At 72.7% G+C, this 16904-nt stretch carries 14 protein-coding genes and 1 tRNA gene; 12 read left to right on the forward strand and 3 right to left on the reverse strand.

Annotated elements, in window-relative coordinates:
* Positions 1 to 93: 93 nt before the first annotated feature.
* Positions 94 to 166 (forward strand) — tRNA-Arg (locus LJB74_RS11145).
* Between the two features lie 226 nt (positions 167 to 392).
* On the opposite strand, the gene LJB74_RS11150 is transcribed toward LJB74_RS11145, so the two are convergent.
* Entirely contained in the window at positions 393 to 1136 is a 744-nt protein-coding gene (locus LJB74_RS11150; RefSeq protein WP_259308594.1) for a hypothetical protein, read from the reverse strand.
* Positions 1137 to 1450: 314 nt separating this feature from the next.
* On the opposite strand from LJB74_RS11150, the gene LJB74_RS11155 reads away from it, so the two are divergent.
* Entirely contained in the window at positions 1451 to 2059 is a 609-nt protein-coding gene (locus LJB74_RS11155; protein ID WP_259308595.1) for a DUF2510 domain-containing protein, read from the forward strand.
* 35 nt (positions 2060 to 2094) lie between these two features.
* A complete protein-coding gene (locus LJB74_RS11160) occupies positions 2095 to 2673 on the forward strand; it encodes a GNAT family N-acetyltransferase (RefSeq protein WP_259308596.1) in 579 nt (192 codons plus the stop codon).
* 109 nt (positions 2674 to 2782) lie between these two features.
* Here the strand turns inward: LJB74_RS11160 and LJB74_RS11165 are convergent, their stop codons facing one another.
* A complete protein-coding gene (locus LJB74_RS11165) occupies positions 2783 to 3682 on the reverse strand; it encodes a MurR/RpiR family transcriptional regulator (RefSeq protein ID WP_259308597.1) in 900 nt (299 codons plus the stop codon).
* A 222-nt stretch (positions 3683 to 3904) separates the two neighbouring features.
* On the opposite strand from LJB74_RS11165, the gene LJB74_RS11170 reads away from it, so the two are divergent.
* From LJB74_RS11170 to LJB74_RS11210, 9 genes are all read left to right on the forward strand, one after another.
* The gene (locus LJB74_RS11170) at positions 3905 to 5458 is read left to right on the forward strand and encodes an ABC transporter substrate-binding protein (protein ID WP_259308598.1); all 1554 of its coding nucleotides are present in this window, start codon (positions 3905 to 3907) and stop codon (positions 5456 to 5458) included.
* A 73-nt stretch (positions 5459 to 5531) separates the two neighbouring features.
* Positions 5532 to 6503 (forward strand): ABC transporter permease, encoded by a 972-nt coding sequence (locus LJB74_RS11175; RefSeq protein ID WP_259308599.1) that lies wholly within the window; start codon positions 5532 to 5534, stop codon positions 6501 to 6503.
* Positions 6500 to 7381: an ABC transporter permease gene (locus LJB74_RS11180; protein ID WP_259308600.1), complete on the forward strand. Its 882-nt coding sequence runs from the start codon at positions 6500 to 6502 to the stop codon at positions 7379 to 7381. The genes LJB74_RS11175 and LJB74_RS11180 overlap by 4 nt, the downstream gene beginning before the upstream one ends.
* Positions 7378 to 8301: an N-acetylmuramic acid 6-phosphate etherase gene (gene murQ, locus LJB74_RS11185; RefSeq protein WP_259308601.1), complete on the forward strand. Its 924-nt coding sequence runs from the start codon at positions 7378 to 7380 to the stop codon at positions 8299 to 8301. The genes LJB74_RS11180 and murQ overlap by 4 nt, the downstream gene beginning before the upstream one ends.
* A complete protein-coding gene (locus tag LJB74_RS11190) occupies positions 8298 to 9470 on the forward strand; it encodes an anhydro-N-acetylmuramic acid kinase (protein ID WP_259308602.1) in 1173 nt (390 codons plus the stop codon). Before murQ ends, LJB74_RS11190 begins: the two co-directional genes overlap by 4 nt.
* Before the next feature lie 9 nt (positions 9471 to 9479).
* On the forward strand, positions 9480 to 10016 hold the full coding sequence (locus LJB74_RS11195) for a GNAT family N-acetyltransferase (RefSeq protein ID WP_259308603.1): 537 nt from the start codon (positions 9480 to 9482) through the stop codon (positions 10014 to 10016).
* A complete protein-coding gene (locus tag LJB74_RS11200; RefSeq protein ID WP_259308604.1) occupies positions 10013 to 11173 on the forward strand; it encodes a mandelate racemase/muconate lactonizing enzyme family protein in 1161 nt (386 codons plus the stop codon). The genes LJB74_RS11195 and LJB74_RS11200 overlap by 4 nt, the downstream gene beginning before the upstream one ends.
* Positions 11170 to 12402: a serine hydrolase gene (locus tag LJB74_RS11205; protein WP_259308605.1), complete on the forward strand. Its 1233-nt coding sequence runs from the start codon at positions 11170 to 11172 to the stop codon at positions 12400 to 12402. The genes LJB74_RS11200 and LJB74_RS11205 overlap by 4 nt, the downstream gene beginning before the upstream one ends.
* Positions 12399 to 14108: an ABC transporter ATP-binding protein gene (locus LJB74_RS11210; protein WP_259308606.1), complete on the forward strand. Its 1710-nt coding sequence runs from the start codon at positions 12399 to 12401 to the stop codon at positions 14106 to 14108. The genes LJB74_RS11205 and LJB74_RS11210 overlap by 4 nt, the downstream gene beginning before the upstream one ends.
* Before the next feature lie 25 nt (positions 14109 to 14133).
* Here LJB74_RS11210 and LJB74_RS11215 read toward each other — a convergent pair whose 3' ends face one another.
* A complete protein-coding gene (locus tag LJB74_RS11215) occupies positions 14134 to 16860 on the reverse strand; it encodes a LuxR family transcriptional regulator (protein ID WP_259308607.1) in 2727 nt (908 codons plus the stop codon).
* Positions 16861 to 16904: the final 44 nt, after the last annotated feature.

Consider the following 16904-nt stretch of genomic DNA (forward strand, 5'->3'; position numbering starts at 1 on the left):
GGTCAGCCTGGGGGGTGGGGGCGGGTGCGCGGTGGCGCCCGGTTTGGGGACGGGGCGCCGGGACGGTATCGTCATCCCCGGCCCTTGGGCCATGCGCCCGTAGCTCAACGGATAGAGCATCTGACTACGGATCAGAAGGTTGGGGGTTCGAATCCCTTCGGGCGCACAGTGAGACGTTGGCCCGGCATCGTCATGGTGCCGGGCCTTTGTCGTCTCCCTGTCGGTGATTTCCCAGGACAGCGGCCTGCACCTGGCTCGCAGGCCAGATGTCGCCGCCGCGCGCCGGGCTGATGACCCGGGTGGAGCGACCGGGTCGGGTCAGCGACGGTGGACCACGGCGTCGACGATCTCGTCGACCGGTCGTGCGATGCCCAGGCTCCTGGGCGCCCCGCTCACGAGGTGCGCCGGCGGCCGAGTTGACGGAGCTTCCAGCCCACGAGGGCGAACCAGACCGGCAGCAGGAGCCCGTAGATCGCGTAGCCCGACCCGATCATGGGTCGCAGCGTCTCGGCGACGATCCCGGCCGCGCCGGTGACGACCCCGAGGGTGGCGACGACGCGGCCGACGTGCCCGGTCCGCATGGTCAGGGACAGGACGAGGATCGCGGCGGCCGTCAGGACCCCGGCCCAGGACACCGCGTTCGTGGCCGCGATGAGTGCGTCCGCGGCGCTGACCAGGCTCGCCCGTTCGGCGCCCGAGCTGGTCGCCGCGTAGGAGTCGGCGAGCACGACCAGCCCGCCGTTCAGGGACTGCGGGCTGCTGCCCAGGGCCAGCGCGATGGTCTCGGAGGCGATCCCGAACAGTCCGCCGATGGCCGCCATGCTCTTGTTCACCCCCTTGAGCGCCACGGCGAGGGCTGCGAACACGACGAGTGCGGGCACGCTCAGCCCGACGAAGCACACCAGCTCGGTCAGGTAGACGAACCTGTGGGCATCGATGTACTCGAGCAACGCGCGTCCGTCGGTCGGGGGGATGGGCGCGGCGAAGACCAGCACGACCGGTACCAGCACGAGCAGCACGAACACCAGTGCCGACAGGGCGCCGGCCCGGTACAAGGGTGCCCACGACGGGTCGAGCCCCGCCGGCTCGGCACGGTTCACGCTGGGCAGGTTGGTCCTGGCCTTGCGGACCGTCATCGTCGCCACCTCGGAGCACGGGGTCGAGACGTCGGGGTCAGCCGTCTCATCGGAGCGAGCATTCGAGCGCCTCCACCACGCGGACGCGGCGGACGCACCAGTCGCCTCACGTCCTGACAGCCAGACTCCCACCGTTGGCCGGGCGCCGCGACCGACAGGTTGGCTCCGGTGCTGGAGGAGACCGACACGCACGGGACGCAGGTGTCTGCCTGCTGGGCCCGTGCGATCGGTCTGAGGTCGTCGTCCGCGACCCGTTCGGGTGATCCGCCGCGAACGGACTGAGGCCGCGCCCGTTGCGCTGCGAGAATCCGTGCGTGGACCCGTTTCCTGCCGCCGGCTGGTACGACGACGGGGCGACCCCGGGCGTGCTGCGCTGGTTCGACGGCTCGGTCTGGACGGAGTACACGGTGCCGGTCGGCAGGCCCGACCAGATGCCGGCCCCGGCTCCGGGTCCGGCCCCGAGTCCGGTCCCGGCACCGAACCCGGAGCCGACACCGGCCCCGGCGTCGACCTTCGGCCACGTCCCCACCGTGCGGCTCGGGCAGTCGCTCAATCTCGCCGACCATGTGGTCGAGACCGCCGAGTACCGGCGCAACCGGCTCGACGAGGCGCTCGCGCTGCGCCGCCGGGCCGTTGCACTGTTCGGTGGCGCGCTCGCGGTCCTCCTGGTGGTGGGGATGGTCGGCATCGCGATGCACGGTGCGGACACGATCTGGTACGTCGGCGTGGTGGCGTCCGCCGTGCTCTGCGTCCGGGCGTGGCGCGACTACACGAACGCGACGTACCGCGGTGCGCCCGCGTTGACGACGACGGCCTGGGTGATGGCGGGGGTTGCGCTGATCGTGGCGCTCGCGGTCCTCGTCGCCGGTCCGATCGCCACGATCACCACGCTGGCGCACCTCGTGGACAAGGTCAGGCGCTGACCCTCCCGGCCGGGCGGCGTTGATACCGTCGGGAAGTGATCGGTGCCGCATCCTCTGAACCGGATGCGTTTCCCTGTTCCATCGAGCAGGCGACGTCGTCGGACGCCGCAGGTGTGTACGACGTCATGCGGACGACCTGGTTGAGCACGTACCCGAACGAGGCGCTGGGCATCTCGGTCGAGAGCATTCGCGCGCGCGTCGAGGGTGAGCACGGTGAGGGCGTCTCCGGGCGGATCGAGAGATGGCGTCAGGCCATCGAGGACCCGGATTGCCACATCGTCGTCGCGAAGCAGGGCGATCGCGTCCTGGGCTATGTCGCACCCTTCTACGACGAGAACGAGCAGCACTTCCGACTCGGCGGGCTCTACGTCCTGCCGGAGGCCCAAGGGAAGGGGCTGGGTCACCAGCTCATCGAGGCTGCGATCACGAGCATCGGACGCGAGCACGACATCTATCTGCACGTGGCGACGTACAACGCGCGGACGATCGACTTCTACACGCGGCACGGATTTGTCGAGACGGGTCGCGACATGACTGGCAGCACGCCGGGCCCGCAGGACGGGCGCGACATCCCCGAGCTGGAGATGGTGCTGCCTGCGGGCGTCACGGAGTAGCGACTGATCCCTCTTGCGCCGTCAGCAGGCCGGGCTGACGGCTGCACGGTACCCGGCCGGTGGACGGTCCGGCAGCGCCGCCGCGCTGACTCGGCGGGGAGCCCCGCGCCTACTCGGCGGGGATCCGCCGGGCACGGACCGCGCTGTAGGTCTGCTGCAGCGCGGTGACCGACTGGTCGTAGGACGCCTGGGCGATCCCGATGAAGAGGCAGTCGACGACGGTCAGCTGGGCGATCCTGCTGCCGAGGGCGCCCGACCGGAAGAGCGTCTCGCGGGCGGCGGTGAGGAGCACGATGTCGGCGACCGCGGTCAGGGGCGACCGGCTGAAGTTCGTGAGCGCGATCGTCGTCGCCCCTCGGGCCCGGGCCTGCGTGAGGTAGTCGACCGTGTCGGTGGTCGTGCCGGAGTGCGAGACCGCGAAGGCCACGCACTTCTCGTCGAGGACGGCTGCCGTCGTCAGCGCCGCGTGCGGGTCGTGCCACATCAGCGCGGTGAGGCCGATCCGGGTGAGCTTCTGCTGCAGGTCGAGGCCGACGATCGAGCCGGCGCCGACGCCGAAGATGTCGACGCGACGGGCACGGAGGATCGCGTGGATCGCGGCGGTCAGGGCCTCGGTGTCGAGGACGGCCGCCGTGTCGGAGATCGACAGCGTCTCGCTGAGGGCGATCTTGGAGATGATGTCCGCGATCGTGTCGTCCTGGTCGATGTCACCGGACACCGGGGGCAGGTCGGAGGTCTGGAGGCGCTCGCGGGCGGCCTCCTGCGCGAGGTCGAGGCGGAGGTCCTGGTACCGGGTGTAGCCGACGCTCCGGTAGAAGCGGACCACGGAGGTGGTGGAGGTGTGGCTGCGTTCCGCGAGCTCGGTGATCGAGAGGTTCGCCGCGGCGACGGGGTCGTCGAGCAGCACCTCGGCGACCTGGCGCTCGGAGCGGCGGAGCGTGGGGCGCGCCTCGCGGATGCGGACGAGGACGGTGCGGGACTCGTGCTCGCGCGCGGCCGTCGTGTCCACTTGCGTCTCCCCGCCCTCTCGCTGCTCGGTCGCTCGGGACCACATGCTGTCACGCCGTCAGGGCGGCAGCCGAGGGGTGCGAGCCCGCCCGGAAGTTTGTTACATGATCGTAACCGCCGATGTACAGATTTGACCTACTCTGAACGCGAGCGCTTAACGCCCGACCGCACCGAGGGCCCTGACCGTGACTCGACGGTCGCCCAGCAGCGAATGGAGCAGTTCATGTCAGCACGCACCCGCGCGACACGCGGCTGGATCGCCGCAGTCGCGTCCGTCGCCGTTCTCACCCTGGCCGCCTGCTCGAGCCCCACGAGCTCGAGCACGCCGTCCTCGACCACCGGCAAGGCCGGCGGATCCCTCGTGATCGGTGTCACCAGCGACCCCGACACGCTCTTCCCGTGGAAGGCCACCCAGTTCCAGGCCGTCCACCTGCTCGAGAACATCTACGGGACGTTGACGCAGTTCGACAAGGACCTCAACGTGGTCCCCGGGCTCGCGACGTCGTGGGACGCCTCGGCCGACGGGAAGACCCTCACGCTCCACCTGCGCACCGGCGTGACGTTCGACGACGGCACGGCCTTCGACTCGGCGTCGGTCAAGAGCTCGCTCGACGCGATCAAGGACGAGGCGACCGCCGCCGTCGCCCGGTCCTCGCTGTCGGCCGTGACCTCGGTCGACGCGCCCGACGCGTCGACCGTCGTGCTCAACCTGTCCGCCCCCGACGCTGCCCTTCCCGCGAACCTGGCCACCGTCAACATGGCGATGCTCCCGGCCGGCGCGACCGAGACCGCGCTCAACACGACGCCCGACGGCACCGGCCCGTACAAGCTCGAGTCGCGCAAGCCGAGCCAGTCGATCACCCTCGCCGCGAACCCGACGTACTGGGGAGACGCCCCCACGCTCGCGAGCATCGAGTTCCGCGTCATCCCGGACGAGTCGTCGATCGTCTCCGCGCTCCAGTCCGGGAACGTGCAGATGGCCGTGTTCGACGACCCGCTGGTCGCCAAGACCGCCGAGGGCCCGAACGTCACCGTGACCAAGACGCCGCAGCTCTCGTACCACGTGCTGCAGCTCAACGCCCGTCGCGGCGACCTCACCGACGTCAACGTGCGCCTCGCGATGCAGTGCGCGATCGACCGTCAGCAGGTCCTCGACACCGCAGCCCTCGGCGAGGGCGAGGTGACCGGCCCGATCACGTCACCGGCGTACAAGTCCGACCCGACGTCGCGGCCGTGCCCGACGCGCGACCTGGCGAAGGCCAAGGAATACCTCGCCAAGGCGGGCAAGAGCTCGGGCGTCACGATCGACACGATCGTCTCCCAGGGTGAGTACGCGACCTCGGTCAACGAGGCGCAGAACCTCGCGGCGCAGCTCGCCGAGGCGGGCATCACGCTCAAGCTCGAGGTGCTCGAGTCGGGTGCGTACGTCGACCGCTGGATCGCCGGCGACTTCGACGCCGCGGTGGCCCTCAACGGTGGACGCCCGGACCCGGACGGCATGTACGGCCGCTACTTCACCAGCACGGGCAACCTCAACAAGGTCGCCGGGTACAGCTCGCCCGAGCTCGACGCGCTCTTCGCCGAGGGCAAGGCCACGACCGACCCGAAGGCCCGCAAGGCGATCTACACGAAGATCTCGGACGACCTCGAGAACAACGCCGCGTGGATCTGGATGTTCACGAGCTACACGTACACCGCGACCGCGACGTCCGTGCACGGGTACACGCCGATGGCGAACGGCTCGCTGCAGTCGCTCCGCAGCACGACCGTCGGCTAGCCGCACACAGCCGCACATGGGGTGGTGGGACCGGCACCCGCCGGTCCCACCACCCCCTGACGAGATGGGCATCATGGTCCGACAGCTCCTCCACCACAGCGTCGTGCGCCGCGGCACGCAGATGGTCGTCACGTTGTTCGGCGTCGCCGTCTTCGTGTTCATCATGCTGCGGGCGATCCCGGGCAACCAGATCACCGCCGGCCTCGGCACCGAGGCCGCGGCGCTCACCCCGGCCCAGCGCGCCGCGCTCGAGAGCTACTACGGTCTCGACAAGCCGCTGCTCACGCAGTTCTTCGGCTGGCTCGGGAACGTGTGCACCGGCAACCTCGGGTTCTCGTCGCGCTCGCAGCAGAGCGTCCTCGACATGACGATGCACTCGCTCCCCGTCACGCTCGAGCTCGCGATCCTCGCGATCGTCCTCGGCCTGGTGATCGGGGTGCCGCTCGGGATGCTCTCGGCCTCGAGGCCGGAGTCGCCCCGTGACGCGATCGCGCAGACCGTCGGCCTCGCCGGGCTGTCGATCCCGGCGTTCCTGCTCGCGACCGCGCTGCTCTCGGTCCTCGCCCAGGTGTGGGGCTACAACCCGAACGGCCGGGTCTTCGCCCCGATCACGCAGGACGTCCTGCTCAACCTCCAGCAGATGATGCTGCCCGCGTTCGTCCTCGGGTTCGGGATCGCGGCACCGATCATGCGCACCACCCGGACGGCGGTCCTCGACGTCCGCTCCGAGGACTTCGTCAGGACGGCGCGTGCCAAGGGGGTGCCGGTGCGACGCCTGTACGTCCGGCACATCCTCGGCAACGCGCTGGTCCCGATCGTCACGATGACCGGTCTGCAGTTCGGCTACCTGCTCGGCGGAGCGGTCGTCGTGGAGCAGGTCTTCTCGATCCCCGGGATCGGACGTCAGGTCCTGCTCGGTATCCAGCAGAAGGAGTACGCGGTGGTGCAGAGCACCGTGCTCGTCATCGCGGTCGCGTTCGTCCTGGTCAACCTCCTGACCGACGTCCTGTACCGCGTGATCGACCCGAGGGTGCGTGCCTCATGAGCGAGCTCACCGAGCTGCCCGTGACCGCACCGGGAGCGGCACGACGGCCGCTCGCGGCGGTCCTGCGGAGCCGCAGCGGCCTCGCCGGGATCGTGCTCACCGGGCTGCTGCTCGTCGTCGGGATCCTGTCCCTCACCGGCGCCCTCCCGTACGACGCGACCGCCCAGAACCCGGCCCACCGCCTCGCGGCACCCTCCGCGTCGCACTGGTTCGGCACCGACCAGTTCGGCCGGGACGTGTTCGCACGGGTCGCCGCCGGCGTCGCCAACTCCTCGCTGATCGCGGTGGTCGCGGTGACGTTCGCGACGATCGTCGGCACCGCCGGCGGTCTGATCGGCGGGTTCTTCCGGCGGCTGCCCGACGCGCTGATCAGCGGCCTCACGAACATCCTGTTCGCGTTCCCGCCTCTGCTGCTCGCGCTGTCCCTCGCGTCGGTGTTCACCCGCACGTGGTTCACCGTCGCGGTGGCGATCGCCGTCGTGTACGTGCCGATCTTCGTCCGGGTCACCCGGGGCCCGGTGCTCTCGTTGCGCGAGGTCGAGTTCGTCCGGGCCGCCACGAGCACCGGCGAGAGCCGGATCGCCGTGATGCTGCGGCACGTCCTGCCCAACCTCACCTCGATCCTCGTCGTGCAGATCGCCCTGTCGCTCTCGTGGGCGGTCCTCACCGAGGCCTCACTGAGCTTCCTCGGCCTCGGGACACCACCGCCGGCACCGTCGCTCGGATCGATGATCTTCGAGTCGCGCACGCTCGTCTCGATCGCGCCGTGGACCATGATCGCGCCGGGCGTCGTCGTCGTGCTGCTCGTGGTCGGGCTCAACCTCCTCGGCGACGGCCTCCGGGACGTCCTCGACCCGCGGAACCGAGGGACACGATGACGACCACGCCGCAGTCCTCGCGCGACTTCGCGAGCCTGTCCACCGAGGCGGTGGACCCGACGTTCGCCGACATCGACCGGATGCCCGTCGCCGACCTCGCCGCCCTCATGAACGCGACGGACGCGACGGTCCCGGCGGCGGTCGAGAGGGCCCTGCCGAGCATCGTGCCCGCGATCGAGGCCGTCACCGAGCGCCTGCGCGCCGGTGGTCGGCTGATCTACGTCGGCGCCGGCACCCCCGGCCGGCTCGGGGTGCTCGACGCCTCCGAGTGCCCCCCGACCTTCGGGACGTCACCCGACCAGGTGTTCGCGATCATCGCCGGCGGCCCGGAGGCGATCGTCTCGCCGATCGAGGGAGCCGAGGACGACGAGGGCCAGGGCGCCGCCGCGATCGTCGCCGCGGGCGTCGGGCCGCTCGACGCCGTCGTCGGAGTCGCGTCGAGCGGGCGGACCCCGTACGTGGTCGCCGCGATCGGCGAGGCGCGGCGTCGCGGCGCCCTCACCGTGGGGCTGTCCTGCAACGTCGGCACCGCGCTGAGTGACGCCGCCGAGCACGCGATCGAGATCGCCGTCGGCCCGGAGCTGATCAGCGGGTCGACCCGGCTCAAGGCGGGGACGGCGCAGAAGCTCGTCCTCAACATGTTCTCGACGATCTCGATGATCCAGATCGGCAAGACCTACGGCAACCTCATGGTCGACGTGCACGCCTCGAACGCGAAGCTGCGTGCCCGCGCCGTCCGCATCGTGCGGTCGATCGCCGAGGTCGACCGGGCCACCGCGGTCGCGGCGCTCGAGGAGACCGGGTACCGGGTCAAGCACGCCGTGCTGCTGCTGCGGCTCGGACTGGACCCCGCGACCGCGGAGGAGAAGCTGCTCGCCGCAGGCGGGCGGCTGCGCAACGTCCTGGAGGGAACCGCATGAGAGTGCTCGGGATGATCTCGGGAACGTCGCACGACGGCATCGACACCGCCGTGGTCGACTTCCGGCTCACTGACGGTGCGCTGACCGGAACGGTCGTGCACACCGGCAGCACGCCGTACGCGGCGGACCTGCGCGCCCGGCTGATCGCGGCGCTGCCGCCCGCTCCGACGACCCTCGCGGAGGTGTGCGAGCTCGACACGCTGATCGGCCAGGCCTTCGCGGCTGCCGCCGTCGCGGTGATCGGCGAGGCCGGGCCGATCGACGCGATCTGCTCGCACGGGCAGACCGTCTACCACTGGATCTCCGACGGCGCCGCGCTCGGGACCCTGCAGCTCGGGCAGCCCGCGTGGATCGCCGAGGCGACCGGGACCCCGGTGGTCTCGGACGTGCGGGCGCGGGACCTGACCGTCGGCGGGCAGGGGGCGCCGGTCGTGTCGTTCCTGGACCGGATGCTGCTCGCCGGCATCGTGGGGACGCGGGCCGCGCTGAACCTCGGCGGCATCTCGAACATGACGGTGATCGACCCCGACGACAGGCTCGTGGCCTATGACATCGGCCCGTCGAACGCGCTGATCGACTCGGTCGTGGTCGAGCGCGGGCTCACCCCGTACGGCTACGACCGGGATGGGGCGATCGCGGCGTCCGGGACCGTCGACGACGCCCTGCTGGACGTCCTGCTCGCCGAGCCGTACTACCGGCTGCCCGCACCGAAGAGCACCGGCAAGGAGCTCTTCCACGGCGACTACGTGCGGCACGCGCTCGAGGTCGCGGACGCGGAGCCGACCGATGCCGACCTCGTCGCGACGCTCACCGCGCTGACGGTCCGGACCGTCGCCGCCGAGGTCCGGCGCGCCGGGGTGACGACGCTGATCGCCTCCGGTGGTGGGTGCCGGAACCCGGTGATCCTCGACGGCCTGCGCGACGCGCTGCCGGGGGTCGACGTGCTGCTGTCCGACGACCTCGGCGCACCGGCCGACGACAAGGAGGCGATCGCGTTCGCGCTGATCGGGTGGTGCACGCTGCACGGCGTCCCGGCGAACCTGCCCGAGGGCACCGGTGCACGCGAGCCCCGCATCCTCGGCAGCCTCACGCCGGGGGCAGGACCGCTCGTGCTCCCTGTCCCGCTGCCGACCGTGCCGACCGCACTGACCCTCACCCGGGAGCCCTAGGTGACCGACGTGCCCACCGTGACCGTGCGCCCGGCCGAGGCCGACGACCTCGACCAGGTCGTCGACGTCTTCCTCGGCTGCTGGCGCGAGACCTACGCGGCCGTGCTGCCGCGGAGGCTCGTCGACGCGATGACCGACCAGAGCGCGCGCGAGCTGTGGGCGCGCGCCGCGCGGGAGTCCGCGCCGGGGGACCTGCTCGTCGCCCTCGGTGCAGTGGCTGAGGTGCCTGCGCAGGTCGTCGGCGTCGCTCGGCTCGGGCCCGTCGTCGACGGGACGGGCCACCTCGCGTCGCTCTACGTCTCGCCGCAGGCCCAGGGCCTCGGTGTCGGTCGCCGCCTGATGGAGGTGGCCCTCGCGCGCCTCGCCGCGGCCGGTGCGACCTCCGCGACGCTGTGGGTGTTCCGGGACAACGCGCCGTCGATCGCGTTCTACCGGCACCTCGGATGGGTACCGGACGGGCACGAGCGCACGCAGCCCGAGTTCGGCGAGCCGGAGCTCCGGCTCTCACGCAGCCTCGCGCCGGCAGACGGCGACGGCCGCCGATGACCGGGACGGTGCGCGAGCTGCGGGTGCACGAGTCGGTGCGTGCCCTCGTGCGGCCGTTCGTCACCGCGATCCGGCGTGCCGACAGCATCCCCGTCGTGCTCGTCGAGGCCGTCGACGACACCGGGACCAGCGGCTGGGGTGAGGCTGCCGTGAGCTGGCGCGTGACCGGGGAGTCGCCGGCGAGCGTCCGCGCGGCCGTCCTCGGACCGCTCAGCGACGTCGTCGTCGGGCGGCCCCTGGAGGCGACCGCGACGCTCGGTGCGGACCTCGCGCGCGCGGTGCACCAGAACGCGGCCGCACGGTCCGCGGTGGAGTGCGCCGTCCAGGACCTGTTCGCCGCGCGTCGCGGGCTCACGCTCGCCGCGGCGCTGGGAACCGGGCGGGACGGCAGCACCGAGCGCCGCGTCGGCATCGCTCGCAGCGCCGCCAGGGTGCGCACCGACATCACGGTGTCCGCGGCGAGCACCGAGACGCTCGTCGCCGTCGCACGGCGGCACGTGGCCGACGGCTTCACGACGATCAAGGTCAAGGTCGGGGCCGGCGGGGACGACCGCGACGCCCTGGTCGGGGTGCGGGAGGCCGTCGGGCCGGACGTCGTGCTGCGCGTCGACGCGAACCAGGCCTGGGACGTCGACGAGGCGGTCGGGATCATCCGGTACTGGGAGGCCGCGGGCGTCGGCCTCGAGCTCGTCGAGCAGCCGGTGCGCGCCCGTGACCTCGACGGCCTGGCCGCAGTGACTGCGCAGGTCGGGACCCCGGTGCTCGCCGACGAGTCCGTCCGCACGAGCGACGACCTCCGTGAGGTGATCCGCCGCCGCGCCGCAGGACTCGTCAACATCAAGCTCGCGAAGACCGGCGGGCTGGCGGAGGCTCGGCTGATGGCGGAGCTCGCGGCGCGGAACGGGATCGGCGTCGTCGTCGGCTGCATGATGGAGAGCAGCGTCGGCGTCGCAGCAGCAGCGGCGCTCGCGGCGAGCCTCGGTGGCGCGGACGCCGCACGCACCCACGACCTCGACGCCGGGCTGTGGCAGTCGACGTCACCGGTGCGTGGCGGGATCCGGTACGACGGCGCCGAGGTGGTGCTCTCGTCGGGGCCCGGGCTGGGCATCGTCGGGCTCGCGGGTGACGACGTCGAGCCGTGGGCGGTGGCACCGTGACGGGCCGCACGTCGCTGGACCGAGCGCTGCAGGAGCTCGCCGTGCGCGTCGTGCACGACCTCCCGGTGGACGCGCCCACGGGTGCGGTGCCCCCGGTCGGAGCGGTGCTCGCGGTGCACACCCCGGCCGGGGAGAGCGTCGCCGTCGCCGGTGACCGCACGCTCGAGCCGGCCGCCCCGATGACCCCGGACACCGTGCACGACCTCGCCTCGGTGACGAAGGTCGCTGCCACGACGGTCACGGTGATGCGGCTCGTGTCCGAGGGGCTGCTGTCGCTGGACCGGTCGGTCACGAGCCTGCTCCCGGGTTTCGCCGGCGGGTACAAGGACGACGTCACGGTGCGGGACCTGCTCGAGCACCGGTCGGGGATGGCGGAGTGGTGGCCGCTGTACATCTCCGCGTCCGGCGGGCAGGTACCGGAGTCGGCGCACGACGTCGTCGACCGGCTGGCGTTGCGGTACGCGCCGCGGTCCGGTCACCACTACTCGGACCTGGGGTTCGTCCAGCTCGGGCGGATCGTGTCGGTCGTCACCGGGCTCCCCCTCCCGGAGGCGGTGCGCACACTCGTCCTCGACCCGCTCGGTGTCGACCTCCGGTACGGACCACCGGCCGGCGCCCCGGTCGCGGCCAGCGGGCCGGACGACCGCGTGGAGCAGGCGATGCTCGACTCCGGGACCCCGTACCCGGTGCCGTTCTCGTCGGCGGACTTCGCGGGGTGGCGCACCGGGACGATCCAGGGGCAGGTCCACGACGGCAACACGTTCCACGCCCTCGGTGGTGTCTCCGGCCACGCCGGGCTCTTCGGCACGGTCGGCGACCTGCTGCGGCTCGCGGTCGCGCTCGCCCACGCTCACGACCACGGGGCGATCTGGTCGTCCGCGGTGGTCGAGGAGTTCATGGCCTCCCCGCGACCGGTGCCCGCGCGCTCCTGGAACCAGGCGCTCGGGTTCCGGCACTACTGGGTGCGCCTCGACGGTCGCCGGATCGAGGTCCTCGGGCACACCGGCTTCGTGGGGGCCGCGATGGCGTTCGTCCCCGGTGGCGACGTCGCCGTCGCGCTCGGGACGAACCGCCTGCTCCGCGGCAGGCCGCCGGTCCCCGTCGAGGAGCTCCTCCACCAGATCCTCCGGGTCGCGACCGACCCGGATCCCGACGCCGCAGGCCCTCATCCCCCTGGGGGTCTGCGGCCCTCCTCTCCCGCCCCCGACCTGAGCCGAGGCACGCCGTGACCGACCCGACCCCGCTGCTGTCCATCCGCGACCTGTCCGTGGTCTTCCGCTCGCGCGCCGGAGACGTGCCGGCCGTGAGCGGCGTGACGATCGACGTGCACGCCGGTCGCACGGTCGCCGTGGTGGGCGAGTCCGGGTCCGGGAAGTCGACGACGGCCGCCGCCGTCAACCGCCTGCTGCCCGACGCCGGTCGGATCACCACCGGGCAGGTGCTGCTCGACGGGCGCGACCTCGCGTCCCTCACCGAGCGCGAGATGATCGCGGTGCGCGGCGCGCACATCGGGTTCGTGCCGCAGGACCCGATGTCCAACCTCAACCCGTTGATGCGCGTCGGTGACCAGATCGCCGAGGCCCTCGAGGTGCACGGCCGGACCAGCGGGAACGCGACGCGCACCGCCGTCGTGGAGCTCCTCGACATGGTGGGGATCGCGGACCCGGAGCAGCGGCTGCACCAGTACCCGCACGAGTTCTCGGGCGGGATGCGCCAGCGGGTGCTGATCGCGATGGGGCTCGCGTGCCGTCCGCGCCTGCTGATCGCCGACGAGCCCACGAGCGCGCTCGACGTCACGGTCCAACGCAAGATCCTGGACGAGCTGGACGAGCTCGTCGGACGGCTCGGCACTGCGGTCATGCTCATCACCCACGACCTCGGCCTCGCCGCCGAGCGGGCCGACACGATCGTCGTCATGAACCAGGGCCGCGTCGTCGAGTCCGGCACCGCGGAGCAGATACTCGACGCGCCCCAGGACCCGTACACGAAGAGGCTCCTCGACGCCGCGCCGAGCCTCACGTCGACGCGATGGGTGCGGGCCTCGCCGGTCGTCGCGCACGGGGCCGCGACGCTCGAGGAGATCGGGCGTGGGACCGCGGAGGTCCACGGTGCGACGCCGACCGACGCGCCCACCCCGGCCGTGGCACCGCTCGTCGCGGTGAACCACCTCTCCAAGACCTTCGTGCTGCGGTCCTCGCGCAACGGCGCGGTGCGCGAGCTGACCGCCGTGAGCGACGTCAGCTTCACGATCCCGCGCGGGCGCACGGTCTCCTTGGTCGGTGAGTCCGGGTCCGGCAAGTCGACCACCGCGAACATCGTGCTCGGGCTCGAGACCGCGAGCGAGGGGCACGTGCTCTTCGACGGCGTGGACATCGCGCCGCTCTCGCGGCGTGAGCTCTTCGCCTTCCGGCGCCGGATCCAGCCCGTCTTCCAGAACCCGTACGCGTCCCTCGACCCCCGCTACACGGTCGAGGAGTCAATCGCCGAGCCGATGCGCGTGCACCGGGTCGGCCACCGGCGCAGCCGCCGTGAACGCGTCGCGACCCTGCTCGACCAGGTCGCGCTCCCCGCGGCGATGGCCTCCCGCCTCCCGCACGAGCTCTCCGGCGGGCAGCGTCAGCGCGTCGCGATCGCACGTGCGCTCGCGCTGTCGCCGGAGCTCGTGGTGCTCGACGAGGCGGTCTCGGCCCTCGACGTGATCGTCCAGGCGCAGATCCTCGAGCTGCTCGCCGGGCTCCAGCGAGAGCTCGGCCTGAGCTATCTGTTCATCAGTCACGACCTGGCCGTGGTGCGGATGATCTCCGACGAGGTGCACGTCATGAAGAACGGGTGCGTGGTCGAGAGCGGGACGCCGGACGAGCTGTTCGCGCGCCCGCGGGAGGACTACACGCGCGAGCTCCTGGCGGCGATCCCCGGTGGGCGTCGCGCGGCCTGACGGGTCACGGCTCCGGCCCCGGGTCTCACACGTCGCGGATGCTGCGCAGCTCCTGCCGGCTCCGGACGCCGAGCTTGGTGAAGACCCGCGACAGGTGGCTGTCGACGGTGCGCACCGAGAGGGTCAACCGGTCGGCGATCGCCCGGCTGCTGAGCCCGCCGGCGGCGAGGCCGGCGATCTCGCGCTCGCGGGCGGTGAGGCGGGCTGACGGGCGCACGGTCGGGAGCCACAGCCCCTGGGCGGTGAGGTCGCGTGCGGCGATGGCCACGAGCTCGACGTCGCCGGCCACGATCGCCGTGGCATGGGCGAGAAGTGCCCGGGCCCGGGTGGTGGCGACGGCTGCGGCGAGCTGGCCGAGCCGGGTCAGTACGGCGGCGTCGGACGGGTCGGCCGCCCCGAGGAGGTGGCCGGCGACCAGCGCCCGGTGCAGCGCCTCGAGCTCGGTGCGGTGCAGCCCGCGATCCGCGCTCCAGTGCGCGAGTGCGAGGGCGTCGGCCCGCAGCGTCGGCTGGAGGAGCCAGAGCTGGGCGTCGACGAGGAGCAGCCGGAGGTCGGACTCCACCATCGCCGACGCCCGCTGCGGTGCGCGCCGCGCGGCATCGATGAGGCGGAGCGCCGCCGACCTGTCCCCGAGGGCTGCGGCCGCCACCGACTCCGCCGCTGCGGCGTACGCGTAGAGGCCGGACGGGTCGAGGATGCTGAGACTGGCCGACGCCGCATGGTGCTCACGGAGGGCGTCGGTCCACAGCCCTCGCGCCGCGGCGAGCAGGCCCCGGCCGGTGCTGTCCGCGGCGTACTGGATCGGGTGGCCGGCCTCGGCGCACGCCCGTGGGACGGCGGCGTGGTCGGCCCCCTCGAGGTCACCTGACCACAGGTGCACGAGGAGCTGGGTCGTGCGGATGCGCGCGAGCAGCCAGGGGTGTCGCGGCGCGTGCACCTCGGCGGCCCGGACGCTGCGGGTCGCGAGGGCCGTGGCGTCGCCGAGGCGTCCCGCCTGGGCCAGTCCGAGCACGGTCGGCGCCGCCAGCCCGAGCACGTTCGCGGACCGGTAGCCCGCAGCCCGGAGGTGCGCGAGCGAGGGTTCGACGCTCTCGGCGAAGCGCCCGGCGGCGCCGAGCCGGGTCAGGCGGTTCACCTCGAGGGCCGACCGCAGGTCCGGGTCGGCGTCGTCGCCCAGCTCGCGGAGCAGGCCGTCGATCAGGTCGAGCGAGCCGTCGGGGTCGTTGCCGTGGTACTGGTGGAGGTCGGCGCTCTGCTCCGCGAGCTGGATCTGCCGCAGGCGGTGCTCGGTCCCGGTGTGATCGGCGGTGAGTCGCTCCGACGCCTCGAGCAGGTCGGCGGCCGCGCGGCCGGACTCGCCGAGCAGCCGCCAGGCCTGGGCCCGGACGAGCAGGACGTCGATCAGCGGGCCCGTGCCGCCGAGCGGCTGACGGAGCGCCGCGCTCGCGATCTGGACGGCGATCTCGGGGCGGCACAACGACACCGCCGCGCGCATCGCACGGAGCAGGCGTTCGCCGGTCTGGTGGATGTCGCACTCCAGCGCCCACAGCACGGAGCGCAGCAGCCCGGCCGGCGACTCGTGCTCGGTCGGGAACCCGGAGCGGGCGGTGCGCAGCTGGGTGTACAGCTGCCGGCGACGGCTCATCGGGACGAGCGCGCGGACGGCCTCGGCGTACGCGGGAGGGTTGAGCCGCGCGATGGGGGACAGGGGCTCGTCGAACGATCGGTGGCTGCCCGGTGTCCCGTACGTCGTCGGCGCGGTCACGACGAGCCCCTCGTGCACGAGGTGGTCGAGGACCGCGTCGTCGACGAGGCGGTCCAGCCAGGACACGGGGATCGGCTCGGCGAGGGCCACGAGCTCGAGTGCGGTGCGTGCCGGGACCGGGAGGTTGTCGAGGTCGCGTCCCACCGCGTCGAGGACCCGCGGGCCGGGACCGGCGCCGATCAGGCCGATCCAGACCCCGTTGCGTTCCGCGAGGGTGCCCGTCTCGACCTCGTGGCGGAGGAGCTCGCGCACGTGGTGCGGGTTGCCGAGCGTCTGGCGCCAGATGCGTCGGCCGGTGTCCCCGGTGACGGGTCCGCCGAGCGCCTCCTCGACGAGGGCCTCGGTGGCGGCGGGGTCGAGCGGGCGGAGGTCGAGGCGTTCCGCCAGGCCGTCCTTCCACAGCTCGAGCCACGGCGACAGCTGCGCGCCCGACGGGCGCATGGTCGCCACGACGGTCACCTCGCCCTCGCGGACGAGCAGTGCGAGCGCCTGTGCGGTGGCCCGGTCCAGCAGGTGGGCGTCCTCGACGTGCAGCAGGACCGGTGTGCGCGGGGGCTCGTCGGTGACCCGGATGACGTGGCTGGGGTGGCCGGTGGCGCGCTCGAGCGACGCTCCCGATGCCGCGAGGTGGATGCCCTCGAGCGCGGCCCAGCGGTCGGCCGCACCGACGGTCAGGGTCATGGGGTGGGGGTCGGGGAGCTGGCGGTCGGCGATCGTCCCGTCTGTCGCGACCCGGGCGTCGCTGAGGTGGGGAGCGAGAGCGCGGCGTCGTGCGGTCCACTCGTCGAGGGTCGCCCGGACGAGGTGCGTCTTGCCGACGCCGGCCTCGCCGACCACCAGGACGCTGCGGGCGGACGCGAGTGCGTCGAGCATCGCCGTGCGGGGTGCGGGGCGGTCGACGAACGGCCACGGTCGGCCGGTGGGCCTGTCGCTGAGCGGGGCGGGGATGCGACCGGTGGTCGTGGCGCGATCGGCGAGGTCGGTCATGCCATCCCCCCGTCCTCTCGGTCCACCATGGCGTCCGGCGGACG

The sequence above is a fragment of the Cellulomonas sp. P24 genome (assembly GCF_024704385.1).
Classification (GTDB): domain Bacteria; phylum Actinomycetota; class Actinomycetes; order Actinomycetales; family Cellulomonadaceae; genus JAJDFX01.

What these genes read in the sequence shown, in the direction of transcription:
- LJB74_RS11180 (WP_259308600.1), top strand. Translation starts at nt 6,500, where the DNA reads ATGAGCGAGCTCACCGAGCTGCCCGTGACCGCACCGGGAGCGGCACGA.
- LJB74_RS11150 (WP_259308594.1), bottom strand. Translation starts at nt 1,136, where the DNA reads ATGACGGTCCGCAAGGCCAGGACCAACCTGCCCAGCGTGAACCGTGCC.
- LJB74_RS11200 (WP_259308604.1), top strand. Translation starts at nt 10,013, where the DNA reads ATGACCGGGACGGTGCGCGAGCTGCGGGTGCACGAGTCGGTGCGTGCC.
- LJB74_RS11190 (WP_259308602.1), top strand. Translation starts at nt 8,298, where the DNA reads ATGAGAGTGCTCGGGATGATCTCGGGAACGTCGCACGACGGCATCGAC.
- LJB74_RS11175 (WP_259308599.1), top strand. Translation starts at nt 5,532, where the DNA reads ATGGTCCGACAGCTCCTCCACCACAGCGTCGTGCGCCGCGGCACGCAG.
- LJB74_RS11170 (WP_259308598.1), top strand. Translation starts at nt 3,905, where the DNA reads ATGTCAGCACGCACCCGCGCGACACGCGGCTGGATCGCCGCAGTCGCG.
- LJB74_RS11215 (WP_259308607.1), bottom strand. Translation starts at nt 16,860, where the DNA reads ATGACCGACCTCGCCGATCGCGCCACGACCACCGGTCGCATCCCCGCC.
- murQ (WP_259308601.1), top strand. Translation starts at nt 7,378, where the DNA reads ATGACGACCACGCCGCAGTCCTCGCGCGACTTCGCGAGCCTGTCCACC.